The organism is Dinghuibacter silviterrae (genome assembly GCF_004366355.1).
Classification (GTDB): Bacteria; Bacteroidota; Bacteroidia; order Chitinophagales; family Chitinophagaceae; genus Dinghuibacter; species Dinghuibacter silviterrae.
Window position 1 is genome coordinate 3068692 of record NZ_SODV01000001.1, and the last position, 16286, is coordinate 3084977.

At 58.9% G+C, this 16286-nt stretch carries 13 protein-coding genes; 6 read left to right on the forward strand and 7 right to left on the reverse strand.

The annotated features are described in order from the left end of the window. Positions 1–27 precede the first annotated feature (27 nt). Entirely contained in the window at positions 28–1209 is a 1182-nt protein-coding gene (locus tag EDB95_RS13305) for an AIR synthase-related protein (protein ID WP_133994294.1), read from the forward strand. A 72-nt stretch (positions 1210–1281) separates the two neighbouring features. Here the strand turns inward: EDB95_RS13305 and EDB95_RS13310 are convergent, their stop codons facing one another. The 4 genes from EDB95_RS13310 to EDB95_RS13325 are packed head-to-tail and all read right to left on the reverse strand — an operon-like array spanning position 1282 to position 6981. Continuing rightward, positions 1282–3399, reverse strand: coding sequence for an outer membrane beta-barrel family protein (locus tag EDB95_RS13310; RefSeq protein ID WP_133994295.1), 2118 nt, complete (start codon positions 3397–3399; stop codon positions 1282–1284). A gap of 13 nt (positions 3400–3412) precedes the next feature. Then, complete coding sequence (locus tag EDB95_RS13315; RefSeq protein WP_133994296.1) at positions 3413–4891, reverse strand: N-acetylmuramoyl-L-alanine amidase; 1479 nt, start codon at positions 4889–4891, stop codon at positions 3413–3415. 9 nt (positions 4892–4900) lie between these two features. Beyond that, entirely contained in the window at positions 4901–6616 is a 1716-nt protein-coding gene (locus EDB95_RS13320) for an energy transducer TonB (RefSeq protein ID WP_133994297.1), read from the reverse strand. Continuing rightward, positions 6613–6981, reverse strand: coding sequence for a BlaI/MecI/CopY family transcriptional regulator (locus EDB95_RS13325; protein ID WP_133994298.1), 369 nt, complete (start codon positions 6979–6981; stop codon positions 6613–6615). The genes EDB95_RS13320 and EDB95_RS13325 overlap by 4 nt, the downstream gene beginning before the upstream one ends. A gap of 86 nt (positions 6982–7067) precedes the next feature. On the opposite strand from EDB95_RS13325, the gene EDB95_RS13330 reads away from it, so the two are divergent. Beyond that, positions 7068–7760 (forward strand): cell division ATP-binding protein FtsE, encoded by a 693-nt coding sequence (locus EDB95_RS13330; protein ID WP_246073623.1) that lies wholly within the window; start codon positions 7068–7070, stop codon positions 7758–7760. A 19-nt stretch (positions 7761–7779) separates the two neighbouring features. Here EDB95_RS13330 and EDB95_RS13335 read toward each other — a convergent pair whose 3' ends face one another. The 3 genes from EDB95_RS13335 to EDB95_RS13345 are packed head-to-tail and all read right to left on the reverse strand — an operon-like array spanning position 7780 to position 11663. Further along, a complete protein-coding gene (locus tag EDB95_RS13335; RefSeq protein WP_133994299.1) occupies positions 7780–8883 on the reverse strand; it encodes a glycosyltransferase in 1104 nt (367 codons plus the stop codon). 3 nt (positions 8884–8886) lie between these two features. Further along, a complete protein-coding gene (locus EDB95_RS13340; RefSeq protein WP_133994300.1) occupies positions 8887–10155 on the reverse strand; it encodes a glycosyltransferase in 1269 nt (422 codons plus the stop codon). Next, positions 10152–11663 (reverse strand): polysaccharide deacetylase family protein, encoded by a 1512-nt coding sequence (locus tag EDB95_RS13345; RefSeq protein WP_133994301.1) that lies wholly within the window; start codon positions 11661–11663, stop codon positions 10152–10154. The genes EDB95_RS13340 and EDB95_RS13345 overlap by 4 nt, the downstream gene beginning before the upstream one ends. Before the next feature lie 72 nt (positions 11664–11735). Between EDB95_RS13345 and rpsO the strand changes: the two genes are divergently transcribed. From rpsO to plsY, 4 genes are all read left to right on the forward strand, one after another. Continuing rightward, positions 11736–12005: a 30S ribosomal protein S15 gene (rpsO, locus tag EDB95_RS13350; RefSeq protein ID WP_133994302.1), complete on the forward strand. Its 270-nt coding sequence runs from the start codon at positions 11736–11738 to the stop codon at positions 12003–12005. Positions 12006–12105: 100 nt separating this feature from the next. After that, entirely contained in the window at positions 12106–14502 is a 2397-nt protein-coding gene (gene pnp / locus EDB95_RS13355) for a polyribonucleotide nucleotidyltransferase (protein ID WP_133994303.1), read from the forward strand. Positions 14503–14663: 161 nt separating this feature from the next. Beyond that, a complete protein-coding gene (gene prmA / locus EDB95_RS13360; protein ID WP_133994304.1) occupies positions 14664–15506 on the forward strand; it encodes a 50S ribosomal protein L11 methyltransferase in 843 nt (280 codons plus the stop codon). A 25-nt stretch (positions 15507–15531) separates the two neighbouring features. After that, entirely contained in the window at positions 15532–16203 is a 672-nt protein-coding gene (gene plsY, locus EDB95_RS13365; protein ID WP_133994305.1) for a glycerol-3-phosphate 1-O-acyltransferase PlsY, read from the forward strand. Positions 16204–16286 lie beyond the last annotated feature (83 nt).

The following is a 16286-nucleotide window of genomic DNA, read 5'->3' on the forward strand; positions in this document are numbered from 1 at the left end:
TTACCTTCGCGCCTTAACAAACGTCCCATGTCTCTATACCAGCAAAGAGGAGTTTCCGCCCAGAAGGAAGAAGTGCATGCCGCCACCGCGGCCCTGGACAAAGGGCTTTTTCCCCACGCCTTTTGCAAGGTATACCCCGACTATCTGGGTGGAGACGACCAATGGATCAACGTCATGCACGCCGATGGGGCCGGGACCAAAAGCATCCTGGCCTATCTGTATTGGAAGGAAACGGGCGACCTGGACGTATGGAAGGGCATTGCCCAGGACGCCATCGTCATGAACATCGACGATTTGTTGTGTGTCGGGATCCATGATCAATTTCTTTTTTCCTCCACCATCGACCGGAACAAAACCATGATCCCCGGAGAAGTGCTCCAGGCGATCATCCACGGGACCCAGGCGTTTTTTGACCAAATGAGCGACTATGGCGTCAACATCCGGTTTATGGGCGGGGAGACCGCAGACGTGGGGGACGTCGTCCGCACCATCGCCGTCAACGGGACCATGACGGCGCGCTGGCCTCTTCACGCCACGATCACCAACGAACACATCCAACCCGGGGACGTTATCGTAGGGCTGGCGAGCTTCGGGCGTTGTGCCTATGAGCAGGTATATAACAGCGGAATCGGCTCCAACGGGCTGACCAGCGCCCGCCACGACGCGCTGGCCAAATACTACGCCGACCAATACCCGGAAACCTACGATCCCTCCCTGGCCCGGGAGGTCGTCTATATCGGCGCCCACCGCATGACCGACCTGGTGGGGGTTTCCCACGGGGGCATCCTCGAACAGATCCCCGTCGGCAAATTGCTGCTCAGCCCCACGCGCACCTACCTGCCGTTGATGCAGGAGGTCCTCAAAAACCATTTCCACGCCATCCACGGGTTGATCCACAACAGCGGGGGCGGGTTGACAAAGGTCCTCAAATACGTAGGGGACAACGTACGCATCATCAAGGACAACCTCTTCGATCCGCCGCCCGTTTTCCCGCTGCTCCAGGCCGCGTCCGGGGCCGACGCCCGGGAGATGTCGCAGGTGTTCAACATGGGGCAGCGGCTGGAAATTTATACTTCTTCGAAAGACGCCCCGCTTTTTCTTGATGCCGCGGCCCGCTATGGCATCGAGGCCCGGGTGATCGGGCGCGTCGAGGCCGCCTCCAAAAAGGAGCTCGTGATCCGCCGGGGGGAAGAAAGCATCGTTTTCTAGGATTTTCTGTAGTTTTTCCGTTGCCGGTCTTCCCCGGTCTTCCACATGGAAACGCGTGATCGCCGGAACGCGCTAAAGCCGCGCCTTCTCCTCTTCCACGCCGGTCTTATGCTCCGTGGTTTTGATTTCTTTTCGCCCCAACGAATACGAAAACGTCAGCGATACCGCCGGGTGGTGGAAGTCGTTGCGGAAGTGCGCCACCGCGTTGCTCAGGTAGATGGTCCGCGCGTTGATCCAGGTGTGCAGCACGTCGATCCCCTGAAGGGTCACGGCGCCTTTGTCACCCCAACATTTTTTGCGCAAGGCCAGGTCAAGGTGGCCGTATGGCCGGATGACCCACTGGGCGACCAGGAGGTTCGACAAATAAAACCCGCTGGCCTCGGCGCTCCAGCCCTTGCCCCAACTGTACCGGGTGTTCCCGGACACCTGAACGAACCCAAGGCTTTTGTTAAGGAGTGTACTATCGGGTAGGGCGGACCGGTAGTGGTGTATCCCGCCCTCCGTGTGCAGGTTGACCGTCCAGTGCGCGGTCAGGGGTGTGGCAACATCCAGGGCCAGACGGGTAACCACCGCGCGGTCCATGTTGATGGCGTAGTAATAAAACGTGTTCCCTTCCGCGATAAAGACCTGGTGAATCTCCCCGCGGTTGGTGGAATAACCGGCCGTCAGGGTATACCGGCTCCGGTAGGTATAGGCGGCTTCCAGGTTTTGCGAAAAGGCGGGCTGTAGCGCGGTGTTCCCGCTGAAATAGCTGTTGCGGTCGAAATAGAACCGGGAAGGATTGAGGTCGCCGTAGCCCGGGCGGTCGATCCGGCGGGAATAGGCGAGGGATAAGACGCCCCCGATGAGGGCGTGCACGGAGGGAAAAAGATTGACATAGTCGAGCCGGAACGATGAATCCGGGCTTTTCCCTTTCCCCCAGGTATTTTCCATCCGCAGCCCTGCCTGAAGCGCCAGACCTTTGGTTTCGCGCCGGAGCGTCACATAAGCGGAGCGGATCTGTTCGTCGTAACGAAAGGTATTGTTCAAAGCCGTGTCAGGGGTAAGCGCCGGGGGTGTCCCGTCTGTATAGATCCCCTGATTTTGCCGGATGGAATAGGTTTCCTGGGCACCTGCTTCCAGGTACAGGTGTTGCCCGAACTTATCCGTATAATCGGCCTTCAGGCCGTAAATGGCCGCCGTAAACGGTTGCTGGTCGATCAGCTCATAGATGTCGGAAACCTGGCCCCCCGGGAGGGTGGTGGTGGAGACTTCATCCTGGAAGGCCGTGCTGTGGTCATAGACAAAATCGGCATCCGCGGAAAGGCTGCGCCCCTCGTGTGTCCAGTCGTGGCGCACGTGCGCGTTGGCGCTGACGTCCGCGGACTGGTTGTGGTAATGGCTGCGGATGTCCGTCAACGAATCGGTCTTGCCCGTCGCGTCCAAAAAGCCGTCCTGGTAATGGCCGAGTTCATGATAAGGACCGACCTCCCCGTTGCAAAGCGCGCCCCAGGACGTATGCCGTCCTTTGTGTTCCACGCTGGCCCCGTAGCTGATGTTTTGGGCCCAGCTATCCTCGACGATATCCTGGTTGTCCGTATCCCCGGAATCAAACAACCGGCGGTACCGGTCACTGACAAAGTAGTTGCGGTTGTATACATAACCCGCGCGGGCCGTTATTTGCCAAGGGCCTTCCTGTCCGTTGACGTCTATACTCTGGCTGACGTGCGGAAAAAGGCTTTGGGTATAGTTGGAGGTCAGCTGCGCGTGGAAACCGTTGCGTTCCGCCCGTTTTGTCCGCAGGATGATGATGCCGCTGCCCGAAGCGGGGTAACGCGCCGGGGGATTGGGCAGGAGCTCGATCTGGGCGAGGGTGGAGGCGGGCAGGGACTTCAGGTAATTGACCAGGTCCGTCCCTTCCAGGTAGGTCGGGCGGTCGTCGATCATGACGAGCACCCCGCTTTTGCCGTTGAGGGTAATGGTGCCGTCTTCATCGACCAGGACACCCGGCGTGTTTTCCAGGACCTGCCAGGCCTGGCCGCCCGTATTGGCCAGCAGGGCGTCCACGTGAACGATGGTGCGGTCTAGTTTTTTTTCCAACAGCGGACGCTGACCGAGGATGCGGACCTCCCGGAGGGTATCCACCCGGGTCTTTTGAGCCAAAAGGGGAACGGGCAGGCATAGCAGGCCCGCAAAAAACGATTTTCTCATTCAGGATGTGTTATTATTGGCTTCCGCCCTGGATCTGTAAGGTTTTGCCGCCACGGCCATTCGCATAATCCGCCAGGGATTCCAGGATGGCGCGGGCGATTTTGTCCTGGTTCGCAGGTTTGCTGATAAACGCCCTGTCCTTTGGATTGCTGATGTACCCGCATTCGATGAGTGCGGCCGGGCAGACGTTTCTGTCCAGGACGCCGATGTGTTCCTCATGGGTGCGCAATACTTTTTCCGTCGGATAGATCCGGCCCAGGTGTCCGGCCAGCAGCGACCCCAGCAAGGCGCTGGAATCGGCAAAACGGTTGCGGACGGAAATGAAATTTTTTATCCCTGTTTCCCCCGGCGAGGACAGGTTGACGTGGATGGACACAAAAGCGTCGGCTTTGTGTCTGCCGGCAAAAAGGATACGGTCCTCGATGTCGACAAGGCTGTCTCCCGGCCTGGATTCCAGGATGTTCACCCCGTACCCCGGGGCCAGCCGGGCCACTGCCCGGGCGATGTCCAGGGTGATGTTTTTTTCGAGGAGACCGCCCCCGGGCGCCCCCGGGTCCAATCCCCCGTGACCGGCGTCGATCACGACCGTCAGTGTCCTGGCGGCTTTGGGTGTCGGTGTAAAGGCAAAGAGGGCGGATCCGGCGAGGAAGAAGGGCAGGATCATCCACCGGCTCCAGGCCGGCGGATGGATTTGTCTGCCGATCATGGCTATACGTTTGGCGAGGGGGTGTTGATGAAAGGCGTGGGCAACGCGATGCCCCTTGGCATACAGGGCGTGCTCCAACAGATAGCGTGCATAATCACCGGCGTCCTCCTCCTCGGTGGCAGCCTGGTCCGCCAGGTACTCGTGGATCAGTTGGAGCTCGCGCCGGATCAGGTACAGTGGGAATACCGGGAACAAGACGGCGCACAGCAGTTGCAGGAACATTTTGTCGACGCTGTGCCTTTGACGGACGTGTGCCAGCTCATGGCGGAAGATAGCCTGCCCGTTCGCCGAATGTACGGACAACTGCCGGTCCCAGAAGATCCACCGGAAAAATGAGAACGGTGTGCCCGGGGCATCCGTCGCGATCAGCGTGACGTCTCCCATTTGATGATGTTCCGATCGCCGCTCCAGACGGAACAGCGCCTTTATGTGATAGACCAGCAGACCCAGCAGGACGGTCCCTGCGAGTGCATACAAGCCGAGGGCCACCTGGGTCCACGGGATCACCGGGGCCGCCGTTGCCATGGGGGCGCCCGCTGGGTCCGCCTCTCCCGTCCCCGGGATGCACTTGAGCAGGGGTGCCACGGTCGGCGTACCGGTATGCGGCACCGTTAGGTGCAAAGGAATGTTCAGCAAGGGAACCCCCACCGATACCCCCGCGGCCGCCAGCAGGTAAAAGCGGCTCCAGCCAAAGGTCTGCCGGTCCCGGAGGAGGAAGTGGTAATAGGCGTACAGGAGCCCCGAGAGGAGCGTGACCTTAACCAGGTATATGCCAAAAAGGACCATAGGCGTTTATTAGTCGGGCATTTGAAAGGAAATCTTTTGCTTGCGGAAGGCCTTTACGGGGTGGCCGTTTTGCGTGGCGGGTATCCAGTGTGGACCGCGAACGACCAGGTCGACGCTGACCTGTGCCAGGACGCTGCCTTGCATCGTCTGCGCCTGCACATCGGAGACGGCGCCATTTTTATCGACGATAAACATAACCTCACAGGTCCCCGACTTCTTGTCGTCCTTAAGCTGGTCCATATTGGCTATGAGGGATTTACGGACATAGTCGTTCCAGGCTATGTCACCGCCGGGGAACTGGGCTTCTACTTCCACCTTGGTAAAGATCTTGTCGTCCGTTGCAGGCATGTCGCTGCCGGTGTATCCTTTCAGCCAGACCTCGATAACCCCGTTCTGCCCGGTCTGTCCGTATTTGGCTATAGCGGCCTCGTTTTTTAGGACGGAGATGGATTGGATTTGGTTGGGGTCGAGCGCGGGCATCTGACTACGGTCTTTAACCATCTTGCCGTTGATGACCCACAAGACGGTCTCTTCGCCGCCCCGTCCGATTCTGATCTCCGGCGCAGATGCGGGTGGAACGGTATCGGTTGTCTTGGGTGCTGCGTAACCGGTGACGGTGACCGCCTGCAGTGGTTGTGCCGTTTTCGGTTGGGCGTAACCGGTGACGGTGACTGCCTGTAATGGTTGGGCCATCGGGGTGGTGTCTGGCAGCGTCACCCTGGTCTTCCACCTCGAAGGGGGCGGTGGTGGCGGGGTCACGACCGGCAGGCGGTTTGTAAATAGTACATCCTGTTCCAGCCTGGCCGCCGCCTGTTGAAAATGAATCGTCAGCAGGGGATGGTCCTTTTCCACCCGGAAAGCCAGCAGGCCGAAAAGGAGGAGTGTCAGCGGAAGAAACATCAGCTTCCGCACATACGTAAAGCGGGGGTTCGAAAATTTTGTCATCATGGCAAGTCTTCGTCTTAAAGGATGTTGAAAAAAGTTATTGGCAAAAGCATAAGGCGACGTGCCGAAGGCCGTGCTCACCAGGAGCTCGGCATAGGTGGAGATGTCCCCACCCTGGGTGGCCTGCTGATCGGCCAGGTATTCGTGGATCAACTGGAGCTCTTTACGCATCAGGTGGAGCGGGAGGATGGGGAAAAAAAAGGCGCACACAACCTGCAGGATGACCTTATCTACGCTATGGCCTTCCCGTACGTGGGTCAGCTCGTGTGTCAGCATCCGCCGCCCCTCCGCTGAATCCAGCTCCAGGGAACGGTTCCAGAAGATCCACCGGAAAAAGGAGAAAGGCGTGCCCCTGTCCTCCGTGGTCACCAGTGTGATCCCGTCCAGACGGCCCGCCGGAGACGCCAGCCGGAGCCGGCGCAACCGCCACAAATGCACCCCCATGATCCCCAACTGGATCAGGACCCAAAGCACGTACACCCCGGAAAGGAGCGTCATCCAGGTGATCCCCGTGGCAACGGGGCCGGTCGCCTGTACGGTTCCGGTGTTGTTTTTGCCCAGCAACTGCCAGACCGCAAAAAGCAAACGGTTGTCGCTCGTCTGCGTGCTGTGCACCGGGATATGAAACAAAGGAAGGGTCAGCGACAACAAGACCGCAGACAGCAGGTAGAACCGGTTCCACGCGTGGAAGCGGTTGTCCCGCAGGACCAGGTGGTAGTAGGTGTACAGGACACCCGACACCAGGAACATCTTGAGCAGGTAGGCGAACAAGGGTGTCATTTCTTTTGTTTTTTCATCTGCAGCAATAATTTTTCCAGCTCCTCCACCGAAAGGTTTTTTTCCTTGACAAAAAAGGAGACCATATTGGAAAAGGAGCCGTCAAAATAGCCCTTGACAAGGCTCTTTACCGAGCTTTTCGAATACTCCTCTTTCGACACCAACGCAAAGTACTCGTGGTTGCGGCCCACCAGGTTGGTGCCCACAAAGCCCTTGTCCTGTAAGATCTTCAGGATCGTGCCCACCGTATTCTGGTGAGGCTTGGGCTGGGGGAGTGCTTCCAGGATGTCCCTGGAGAAGCCTTTGCCTACGCTCCAGAGGACTTGCATGATTTGTTCTTCCGCTTTGGTCAATGTTTTGGGTGGCATGAATCTAAGGTATGACTATATTTTTAGTTCAACAACTATTTTTTTAGGTATAATGATTTTCCCTCAGTTTCTGTAACTTGCACGAAATGTCTTCGATGGCAGAAGTAATCGTCTCCTTGCAGCACGCCAATATCTACCAGGGCGATAATCTCATCCTACAGGACGTGAACCTCAGCGTTCACAAAGGCGAGTTCGTATATCTCGTGGGGAAAACAGGGGCCGGCAAATCCAGCCTCCTCAAAACCCTCTACGGGGACCTGTTCCTCAGACAGGGAGACGGCATGGTCGCCGGGTTCAACCTCCGCGACGTCAGTTGGAAAAAGGTACCCTACCTCCGCCGCAACCTCGGCGTCGTTTTCCAGGACTTCCAACTGCTCACCGACCGGACCGTCTACGACAACCTCAAGTTCGTTCTCAAAGCCACCGGCTGGACAAACCAGCAGCTCATGAACGAAAAGATCGAAGACGTCCTCGACAAGGTCGGTCTTCGCGCCAAGGGTTTTAAAATGCCCTTCGAAATGAGCGGGGGCGAACAACAACGCGTCGACATCGCCCGCGCCCTCCTCAACTCCCCCAAGCTCATCCTCGCCGACGAGCCCACCGGTAACCTCGACCCCGAGACCTCCGACGAGATCATGCAGCTCCTCTTTTATATCGCGCGCGACTACGGCACCGCCGTGATCATGGCGACCCACGACTATAGGGTCATCCAGAAGTTTCCTGCCCGGACGGTCAAGACCGAGCGGGGGAAGGTGCTGGATAATGCCAGTGTGTTCTAGCTTTTTTTGCGCCTCACGGCTACAGCCCCATCAGCGCCATCAGTTTCCGCGCATTCGCGCGGTTGTCGAACTGAGCCCGTAGCACTTCGGTGCGCTTCTTTTTCTCCTCCTCCGTAAAGGGCAATGCCCACAGCATGTCTAACTGCGTCTTGAATGCCATCGCGTTGGCCGCCGGCCGGCAGGTTTCCTCCAGCCCCGTGCCCTCCAGCAAGGCCTCCTGCGCAATGCAGTGCCTCCCCGCGAACAAGGCATGGAGCAGTTTTATCTTGATCCCCTCCGGGTTAAAGGAATGCACCACGTGCACCTGCGCTTCCCGGATCAGCGTCTCCATTTCTTCCGCGCCCGGATCCGCCACCAGCCGGGCATACGGGTGCGCCTTCAGTATTTGTTCGACGTTTTGTCCCCGCCGGCCCGCCACTACCCAGGGCAGGTCCGATCCCCGCCCCACTTCCTCCAGCAGCCATCGTAAGGATTCCACATTGTCAACGACCGAAAAGTCCCCATGGAAGAGGACGTATTCGCCCCGCCCCGTCGGGTTGTTCCCCGGCGCATAGCTCGTAAAGGCCGGCAGGTACGTCACCTGCCCGCTCCTGTAGTGCTGCTGGAAATACGTCCCCACCCCCGGGTGGATCGCCAGAAGCGGCAGCCCCGACACCTTGCGTTCCCAGTTCCCCAACAGCCAGCTCTCCAGCCGGTAATACGACCGCTTGAAGGCCGCCTTCTCCAGCGCCGCCAGGTTCGCATAATAATTGGTTTCCACGTTGTGCAGCCGCAGTGCCATCACCCGCCCCGGCCAGCGCCCCTGCAAAAGCGCATACGCCGTATGCACTCCTTCCGCCAGGATCGGGTAGTCGTCCGCGTCCAGGACGCCCATCAGGTCCATACTCACCCTCGAAGAAACGATATACGGCAACGTCAGCGAAAACCGCGTCTGTCTTTTATAATACCGCACCTCCGCGCAATACTGTTCCAGCTCCGGCGCCTCCGGCCGGTTATACCGGAAGCAATGCAGGTGCACACGAACCCCCTCCGCGTGCAACGCCTTTATTTTTTCCAGGACATCGATCGCCCCGCCAAAATCAGCAGGGTAGGGGATGGTAAAAGACAACAGGTGTAGGTGCATGGGTTATGATTTTAAGGCCGCCTTATAGACACGGATCAGTCCCGGCTCCTCCACCTGCCAATTGAACGCGGTTCTGGCTTTTTTGCAATTGGCGCGCAGCTGGTCGTACAAGGCCGGGTCCTTCTGCAAGTGCTCCACCGCTTTGCGTATGTTCTCCACCGTTACATCCGGTATGAGCACCCCCACTTCAAACTGCTCCTGTACACGCCGGTACTCCGGGTAATCCATCGTCACCTGCGGAATGCCCGCGTGTATATAGTCAAAGAGTTTGTTGGGCAAGGAAAAGTACTGGTTCAAGCCCTCCCGCTCCACCAGATTCAACCCCGCAAAAGCGTGATAGGTGTAGGGAATAAGTTCCCCCGGCGGTAGCTGCCCCGTAAAGATGACCTTGTCGTCTAGTCCGTGCTTCTCCACCAACGCCCGGCACTGTTCCATAAAGTTCCCCGTCCCGCACACCACCAGCGGCAGGTCGATTCCCTGCATCGCCGGGATCAACGCGTCCAGGCCCCGTCCCACATTCACCGCGCCCTGGTACAACAGATAGGGTTTGTCCATCGGGTTTTCCCCCGGGTCCTGCGCTTTTAACACCGTCATGTTACGCACCACCGCGTATTGTATGTTATAGCGCTTTTCCAATTCCTCCGCAATACTCTGGCACACCGCATACCCGTTCGGAAACCGCGGCACCATCGTCCGCTCCACCCACAGCCACATCTTTTGCACCCGCGGCCGCGCCACCACCTCCGCCAGCTCCGTAAACAGCTCCCGCGCATCGTATACCCGCGGGATGCGCTTTAGCTTTGAAACGATCCAGCACGGGATAATCGTGTCCAGGTTCACCGCGCAGACCAGGTCCACGCGGTGGGTCAGGAGGTAGAGGAGGATGCGGAGGTTCATCTCCGCGTAGAAGAGTTTGCCCCGTTTGAAAACGGGGCGGAAGCGAACCCGCTTCGCGCAAGCGGCAACCGCGTTCGGCCCGCTCGCGGCGCCGCTGGGCGCCGGGCCCGCCAAGCCCTCGATGGCCGCGTCAGCGGCCGAGGCGCTTCGCGCCACCGCTGTGTTCGGCCTGGCGCCATGTGGGCCCGCTTCGTTCGGCCCGCCCGCGGCCGCCCCCGCGGGCTCCGCTCCCGCGGGCCGCTCCGGATCCAGCCGCCGCCCGATCAGCGTCACCCGGTACCCCGCGCGGACGAGGGCATCCGCCACCCGGATGGAGGACTGTTTGTAGACGGGATCATCCATGAGGGCGATACAAATATGGGGCGGCATGCTCATGAAGGCAAGGTAGGCACAAACGGCTTCAAAAAATCCTTGTAGACCTCTCGCCACCCGATCCAGCGCGCTTCTTCCCCGAGGCTGTTGTTGTGCCAGATGACCGTCATCCGGCCGCCCACCAGGTCCACCGCCCGTTTGTAGCCCTGAAGCTCCGCCAGGGCGGCCTCGCGGGAAAGCCCGCTGTTGTGGAAACTCGTCGCCTCCATCCAGCAAAAAGGAACGACCTGAAGGGCCGTGGTGGTTTCTTTTTCGAGGTCATACCAAGGGAAGGGCCGGGAATAAGACGCCCGGAAACCGTTGCGTTCCCCATAGCCCATGGAATAGTCCGCCCGGATCCCGCCCTCCAGCAACAGCCGATACCCTTGCGGAAGCCGGAAACGGATGTAATGAAATCGGCTAACCGTCACCGGTAGCCCGGTGATCCGGTTCAGCACCGCACACTCCGAAGCCAGGAGACCCGGGGTATCCGACGCGTGAAAGGACGGGTGCACCCCCACCGGGTACCGCCCCGCGTGGGCCCTGATCAGCTCCTGGTAGGCGCCATTCCCCGGAGAGGGGTTTTTATCATACACCGTCCGTTTCGCCGATAGGGGGAAAAAATAAACGGGTGTCTCGGGCAGGGCTTCGTTCACCCGGTCCATCCACGAGAAATTGTCAAAGGGATCCCGCCTTTTGCCGCTCAGGACCTCCGCCTGCTCCCGGAGCTGTGTCCAGCGCCCCCCCGTGAGGGCCTTTCCGGCAGATAAACAGTTCTTGGTCAATCCCTTATTCTGATAACACCAGGGTTGGTCGATGTCGTAGGTGGCGAAAAAGCCGCTGCCGGCGGGGCCAGCGCTTGTGGCCGCCCGGCCCACTCCGCCGTTAACCGCACCAGCGCCGCTTGCAGCGGCCCCGGCGGGCGTGCCACCCAGGTGCAACTCCGCGGCGAGGGCCGCGATCCACTCGTCCACCAGCGGTCGTTCGAGCCACCCCTGCCGGGCCGCCCACGACCCCGCGGGGTCAAAACGGCCAAAGTGGTCGTATAGGGCTTGGGGAAGATATTCCTCGTACCGGGACAATAGATAGAAAACGGCGCCAAAGAGATCGAAGGGCCAGCCAGGCGCGTCGGGGGTGGCCGCCCCGGCCAAGTGAGCCGCGCTCCCGCCCGGGTGAACCCCGCCTGCAGCCGCCGCACCCCCGCCGGGGTGGCCTCCGCTCGCGGCACCTCCGCCCGGGTGAACCCCGCCCACGGCGGTCGCCCCCCCGCCCGGCAGGGGCCCCGCCCCCCGCAGGGGATCCGCCAGGGGCGCCTGCCCCGGCACATACCGCTCGGAGAGAATCCCGGAGGGTGAAATCGCAAGCCCGACGGGCAATTTTTCACTGGAATAGTTGATCTTTGGGCCTTCGGCTTCCATCCAGTCGTCCCGGTCGGAAGTGAGCCGGTAGGGGACCCGGAGATGGTCCCTGAAAATCACGCCCAGGACGTATTCCAAACGGGGTGTGGTAGCTGGGGAATAGAGCTGAACCATAGGCTCGGGCAAGATAATTGTTTTTTAATTAATCTTTTTCGTACCTTTGCAGCCGCAATATTTCTATCTAAGATGTCGATAACAACCGAAAAGAAATCCAGCATTTTTGCTGAGTACGGAGGTAAAGCCACGAACACGGGTTCGATCGAGGGCCAGATCGCTTTGCTCACTGAGCGAATCAACGATATTTCCAAACACATGCAGGCTAATAAGAAAGACTTTTCTACGCAAAGGGGCCTTATGCACCTGGTAGGTCAGCGCAAACGCCTGCTGACGTACCTGAGCAAGCACGACCTGACGGGCTACCGCCAGCTGATCGAAAAATTAGGTATCAGGAAATAAGGACACGATGTCTGTAAAAAACTATTCCCAACTGTAAATTCCGGTTGGGAATAGTTTTTTTGTACATATATTTTTTTACGCAGATTTATCCCAATAGTGTATGTTAACACAACCAATCAGTAGCTCATTTGACCTGGGCGACGGTCGGATCGTGACGATCGAGACCGGAAAGCTGGCCCGCCAGGCAGATGGAGCCGTAACGGTTCGCCAGGGAAATTGTATCATTTTGGCGACAGTCGTCGCCAACAAAGACCCGAAGGAAGGACAGGAGTTCTTCCCGCTTGTCGTAGATTACCAGGAAAAATTCGCTTCTGCCGGGCGTATCCCGGGGTCCTTCTTCAAAAGAGAAGCGAGGCTGAACGACTATGAAGTGCTGACCAGCCGTTTGATCGACCGCGCGCTGCGGCCCCTTTTCCCGGAAGATTATTTTTGTGACGTACAGGTGCTGGTGACGCTCGTCTCCTCCGACGAGAACGTCCTGCCGGACTCGCTGGCCTGTCTGGCCGCTTCCGCGGCCCTGGCCGTTTCCGATATTCCCATTAAAGAAATCATCTCCGAAGTACGCGTGGCCCGGCACAACGGGTCCTTTATCATCAACCCTTCCCGCAAACAGCTCGCCGAGTGTGACCTGGAGTTCATGATCGCGGCGACGGAAAAGAACCTGATGATGGTGGAAGGGGAAGCCAAGCAGTGCGCCGAAGAGGACCTGGTCAAGGCCCTGGAAGTAGGCCACGCGGCCATCCAGGTACAGATCAAGGCTCAGGAAGAGCTGAGGAGTAAGGTAGGGGTGACCGGCAAACGGGACTACAAAAAGCCCGAGACCAACGAGGAATTGCAACAAAAAGTGGCGGAATTCTGTACCGAAAAACTGTGGGCCATCGCCCGCAAGGGTACGGCCAAACATGAGCGTTCAGAGGCCTTCAGCGCGCTGAAGGACGAGCTGATCGCTTCCCTTGGCGAAGAAGCCGACGACAAGACAAAGAAACTGGCTAAGAAATATTATGCCGACCTGGAATGGGAAGTGGTCCGCAACATGATCCTCGACGACCGCATCCGCCTGGATGGCCGTAAGCTGGACCAGGTCCGGCCGCTGGCGATGGAAATCGAACCCCTGCCTACGCCGCATGGTTCGGCCCTCTTTACCCGCGGGGAAACCCAGTCCCTGACGACGGTGACCCTGGGTACGCCGCTGGACGAGCTCCTGCTGGAGACGGCTGCGACTTCCGATTATTCGAAGTTCATCCTGCACTATAACTTCCCGCCCTTCTCCACCGGTGAGGTGAAGATGATGCGCGCCCCCGGCCGCCGGGAAGTAGGACACGGCAACCTGGCCATGCGCTCCCTGAAGCAGATCATGCCGGGCAGCGAATATCCCTACACGGTTCGTGTCGTCAGCGACATCCTGGAATCCAACGGGTCGTCTTCCATGGCGACCGTTTGCGCCGGTTCGCTGGCCCTGATGGACGCCGGCGTACCTTTTACCAAGCACGTGAGCGGCGTGGCGATGGGTCTGATCACCCGCGCCAGCGACAAGAAATATGCGATCCTGACGGACATCCTGGGGGACGAAGACCACCTGGGCGATATGGACTTCAAGGTCACCGGTACCCGTGACGGTATTTGCGGGGTGCAAATGGACATCAAGGTCGACGGCCTTCCCATGGACGTCATGAGGGAAGCCCTGGAGCAGGCGCGCAAGGGCCGTCTCCACATCCTCGACGCGATGTATGAAACCATTTCCGAACACCGCCCGGACGTGAAGCCGCACGCTCCGCGCATGGTGAAGCTGTTTATCGACAAGGAATTCATCGGTGCGGTCATCGGGCCCCAGGGCAAGGTGATCCAGGAGATCCAACGCGAAACCGGTACCACGATCAATATCGAAGAAGTCGGCAACCAGGGCGAGGTGAGCATCTTCTCTCCCGCCAAGGAAGGCCTCGACAAGGCGGTATCCTGGGTCAAGGGCATCACCGCGATGCCGGAAGTAGGTACGACCTACGAAGGACCCGTCAAGGGCATCAAGGAATTCGGCGCGTTTATTGAGTTTATGCCGGGTAAGCAGGGTTTGCTGCATATTTCCGAGGTGAGCTGGAAGCGCCTGGAGACCCTTGAAGGCGTCCTTAACGAGGGCGACATGGTCAAGGTTAAACTGCTGGGTGTCGATCAAAAGACCGGTAAATACAAGCTGAGCCGCAAGGTGCTCATGCCCAAACCCGAGGGTTACGTAGAACGCCCCGAGCGTCCCGAAAGGGGTGAGCGCGGTGACCGCGGCGACCGTGGCGGTGACCGCCGCGACCGTGGAGACCGCGGTGATCGTGGCGACAGGGGTGGTCGTGATCGCGACCGTGGAGACCGCGGACCGCGCGGCGACCGGGAGCCGAGGGGCGATCGGGAACCCAGGGGCGAACGCGAACCTCACCGCGAGCCGAGGAACGATGCGCCGCAGCACAGCGAGCAGCCGCATCCTCACCAGAGCGACGGGGCTGAAGAGCTCTAGGCGCTCCTGCCATGCGGCGGCGCTCCTGCCACGCGGCGGCGCTCCTGCCACGCGGCGGCGCTCGGACAGCGCGGAAGTGCGAAAGCGCTCCAGACATTGCGAACGAAAACTAAACCATAAAAACGACCTGCTCTGAAAACAGACAGGTCGTTTTGCATCCTATGCCGTCGTACATCGAATTAATCATTCCGGAGCCCGATCCCACCCGGCGGGACCTCCTGGTCCCCGACCTGGAGGCGTTGGGTTTTGAAGGGTTCGAGGAAGAAGAGGACGGGCTGAAGGCCTATATCCGGGAAGACCTCCTGGATGAACTGGCTTTCGGCAAGGTCGCCGCGGCGTATGGGACGGTCCAGCGCAACGTCCTCCCTGAACAGAACTGGAACCTGCTTTGGGAATCGAATTTCGAGCCGGTCGTGATCGATGACTTTTGCGGTATCCGCGCGGAATTCCATCCCGCGATCACCGGGGTGCGTCACGAGCTCGTGATCACGCCGAAGATGAGTTTTGGCACGGGTCACCACGCGACCACGCGGCTGATGATCGAATCCATGCGGGCGATGCCGATCGAAGACAAACGCGTCGTAGACTTCGGCACGGGGACGGGCGTCCTGGCGATCCTCGCCGAGCGCCTGGGTGCCAGGGCCATCTGGGCCCTCGATAACGATCCCTGGTCGATCGACAACGCCCGGGAAAACCGTGACCGGAACGAGGCGGGGCTGGTGAGTCTGCATTTGTCTGCGTCCCTTGACGGGGTGCCGGTGTCGGACGTCATCCTGGCGAATATCAACCGGCATGTGCTCCTGGAGTATATGGAGACATTGTATTCATTATTGGCGCCAGGGGGGCTGCTGCTGCTAAGTGGCATCCTTTTGGAGGATAGAGTTGTCATAGGCGAAGCCGCGGAAAAGGCCGGTTTTGCTTTTGACGGAGAACGGCAGGCATTGGGTTGGTTGGCACAGCTATGGAAAAAGGCGTTAGGAATTGGGCAAAATAACGTAACTTAGTAGACTACGTGTAATCCAATGGACTATGAATGAATTCCTGGTACTATTGTTGGCTTATTGTATCGGCTCTATTCCAACGGCATTGATCGTGAGCAAGGTGTTCTTTGGAATAGACATCCGGGACTATGGAAGCGGCAACATGGGCGCTACGAATACGTTCAGGGTGCTCGGCTCCAAGTACGGCACCATTGTAATGGTCGTGGATATGCTCAAGGGGCTGGCCGCGGTGAAATTGTTTTTGCTCATCCCTTACTACACCGATCCCATCCACACCACCGACCTGGTCAACCTTCAGATCGGTCTCGGGCTGTCCGCCGTGGTGGGGCACATCTTCCCCTTGTGGGCGGATTTTAAGGGAGGAAAAGGGGTCGCCACCCTGTTTGGAATGGTGCTGGCGATTCAACCCTATGTCGCCCTGGCTTGTGTCGGTGTATTCCTGTTGGTTTTGTATACGACCCGCTTCGTATCCTTGAGTTCCATCCTGGCCGGGGTCGCATTTGCGGTGTTCATTCTCTATATTTTCGACGAACCCCAGCAGCTCTACCGTATCTTCGCCGTATCCGTGGCTTTGCTGGTGCTACTGACCCATCAAAAGAATATCGGACGCCTGCTCAAAGGGAACGAGAGCAAGGCGGGCATTCTGAAGTACAGGGACCGGCGCAAAGCCCGCCGGCGTGACCTGGACGATGTGGATTAACTAAAAGCGGCGTCCCGCCGCTGGTTTCAAGATTTTTTCCTTAATTTTGCATTCCGTTCAAAACTTTTTTGACGCCAAAAAGT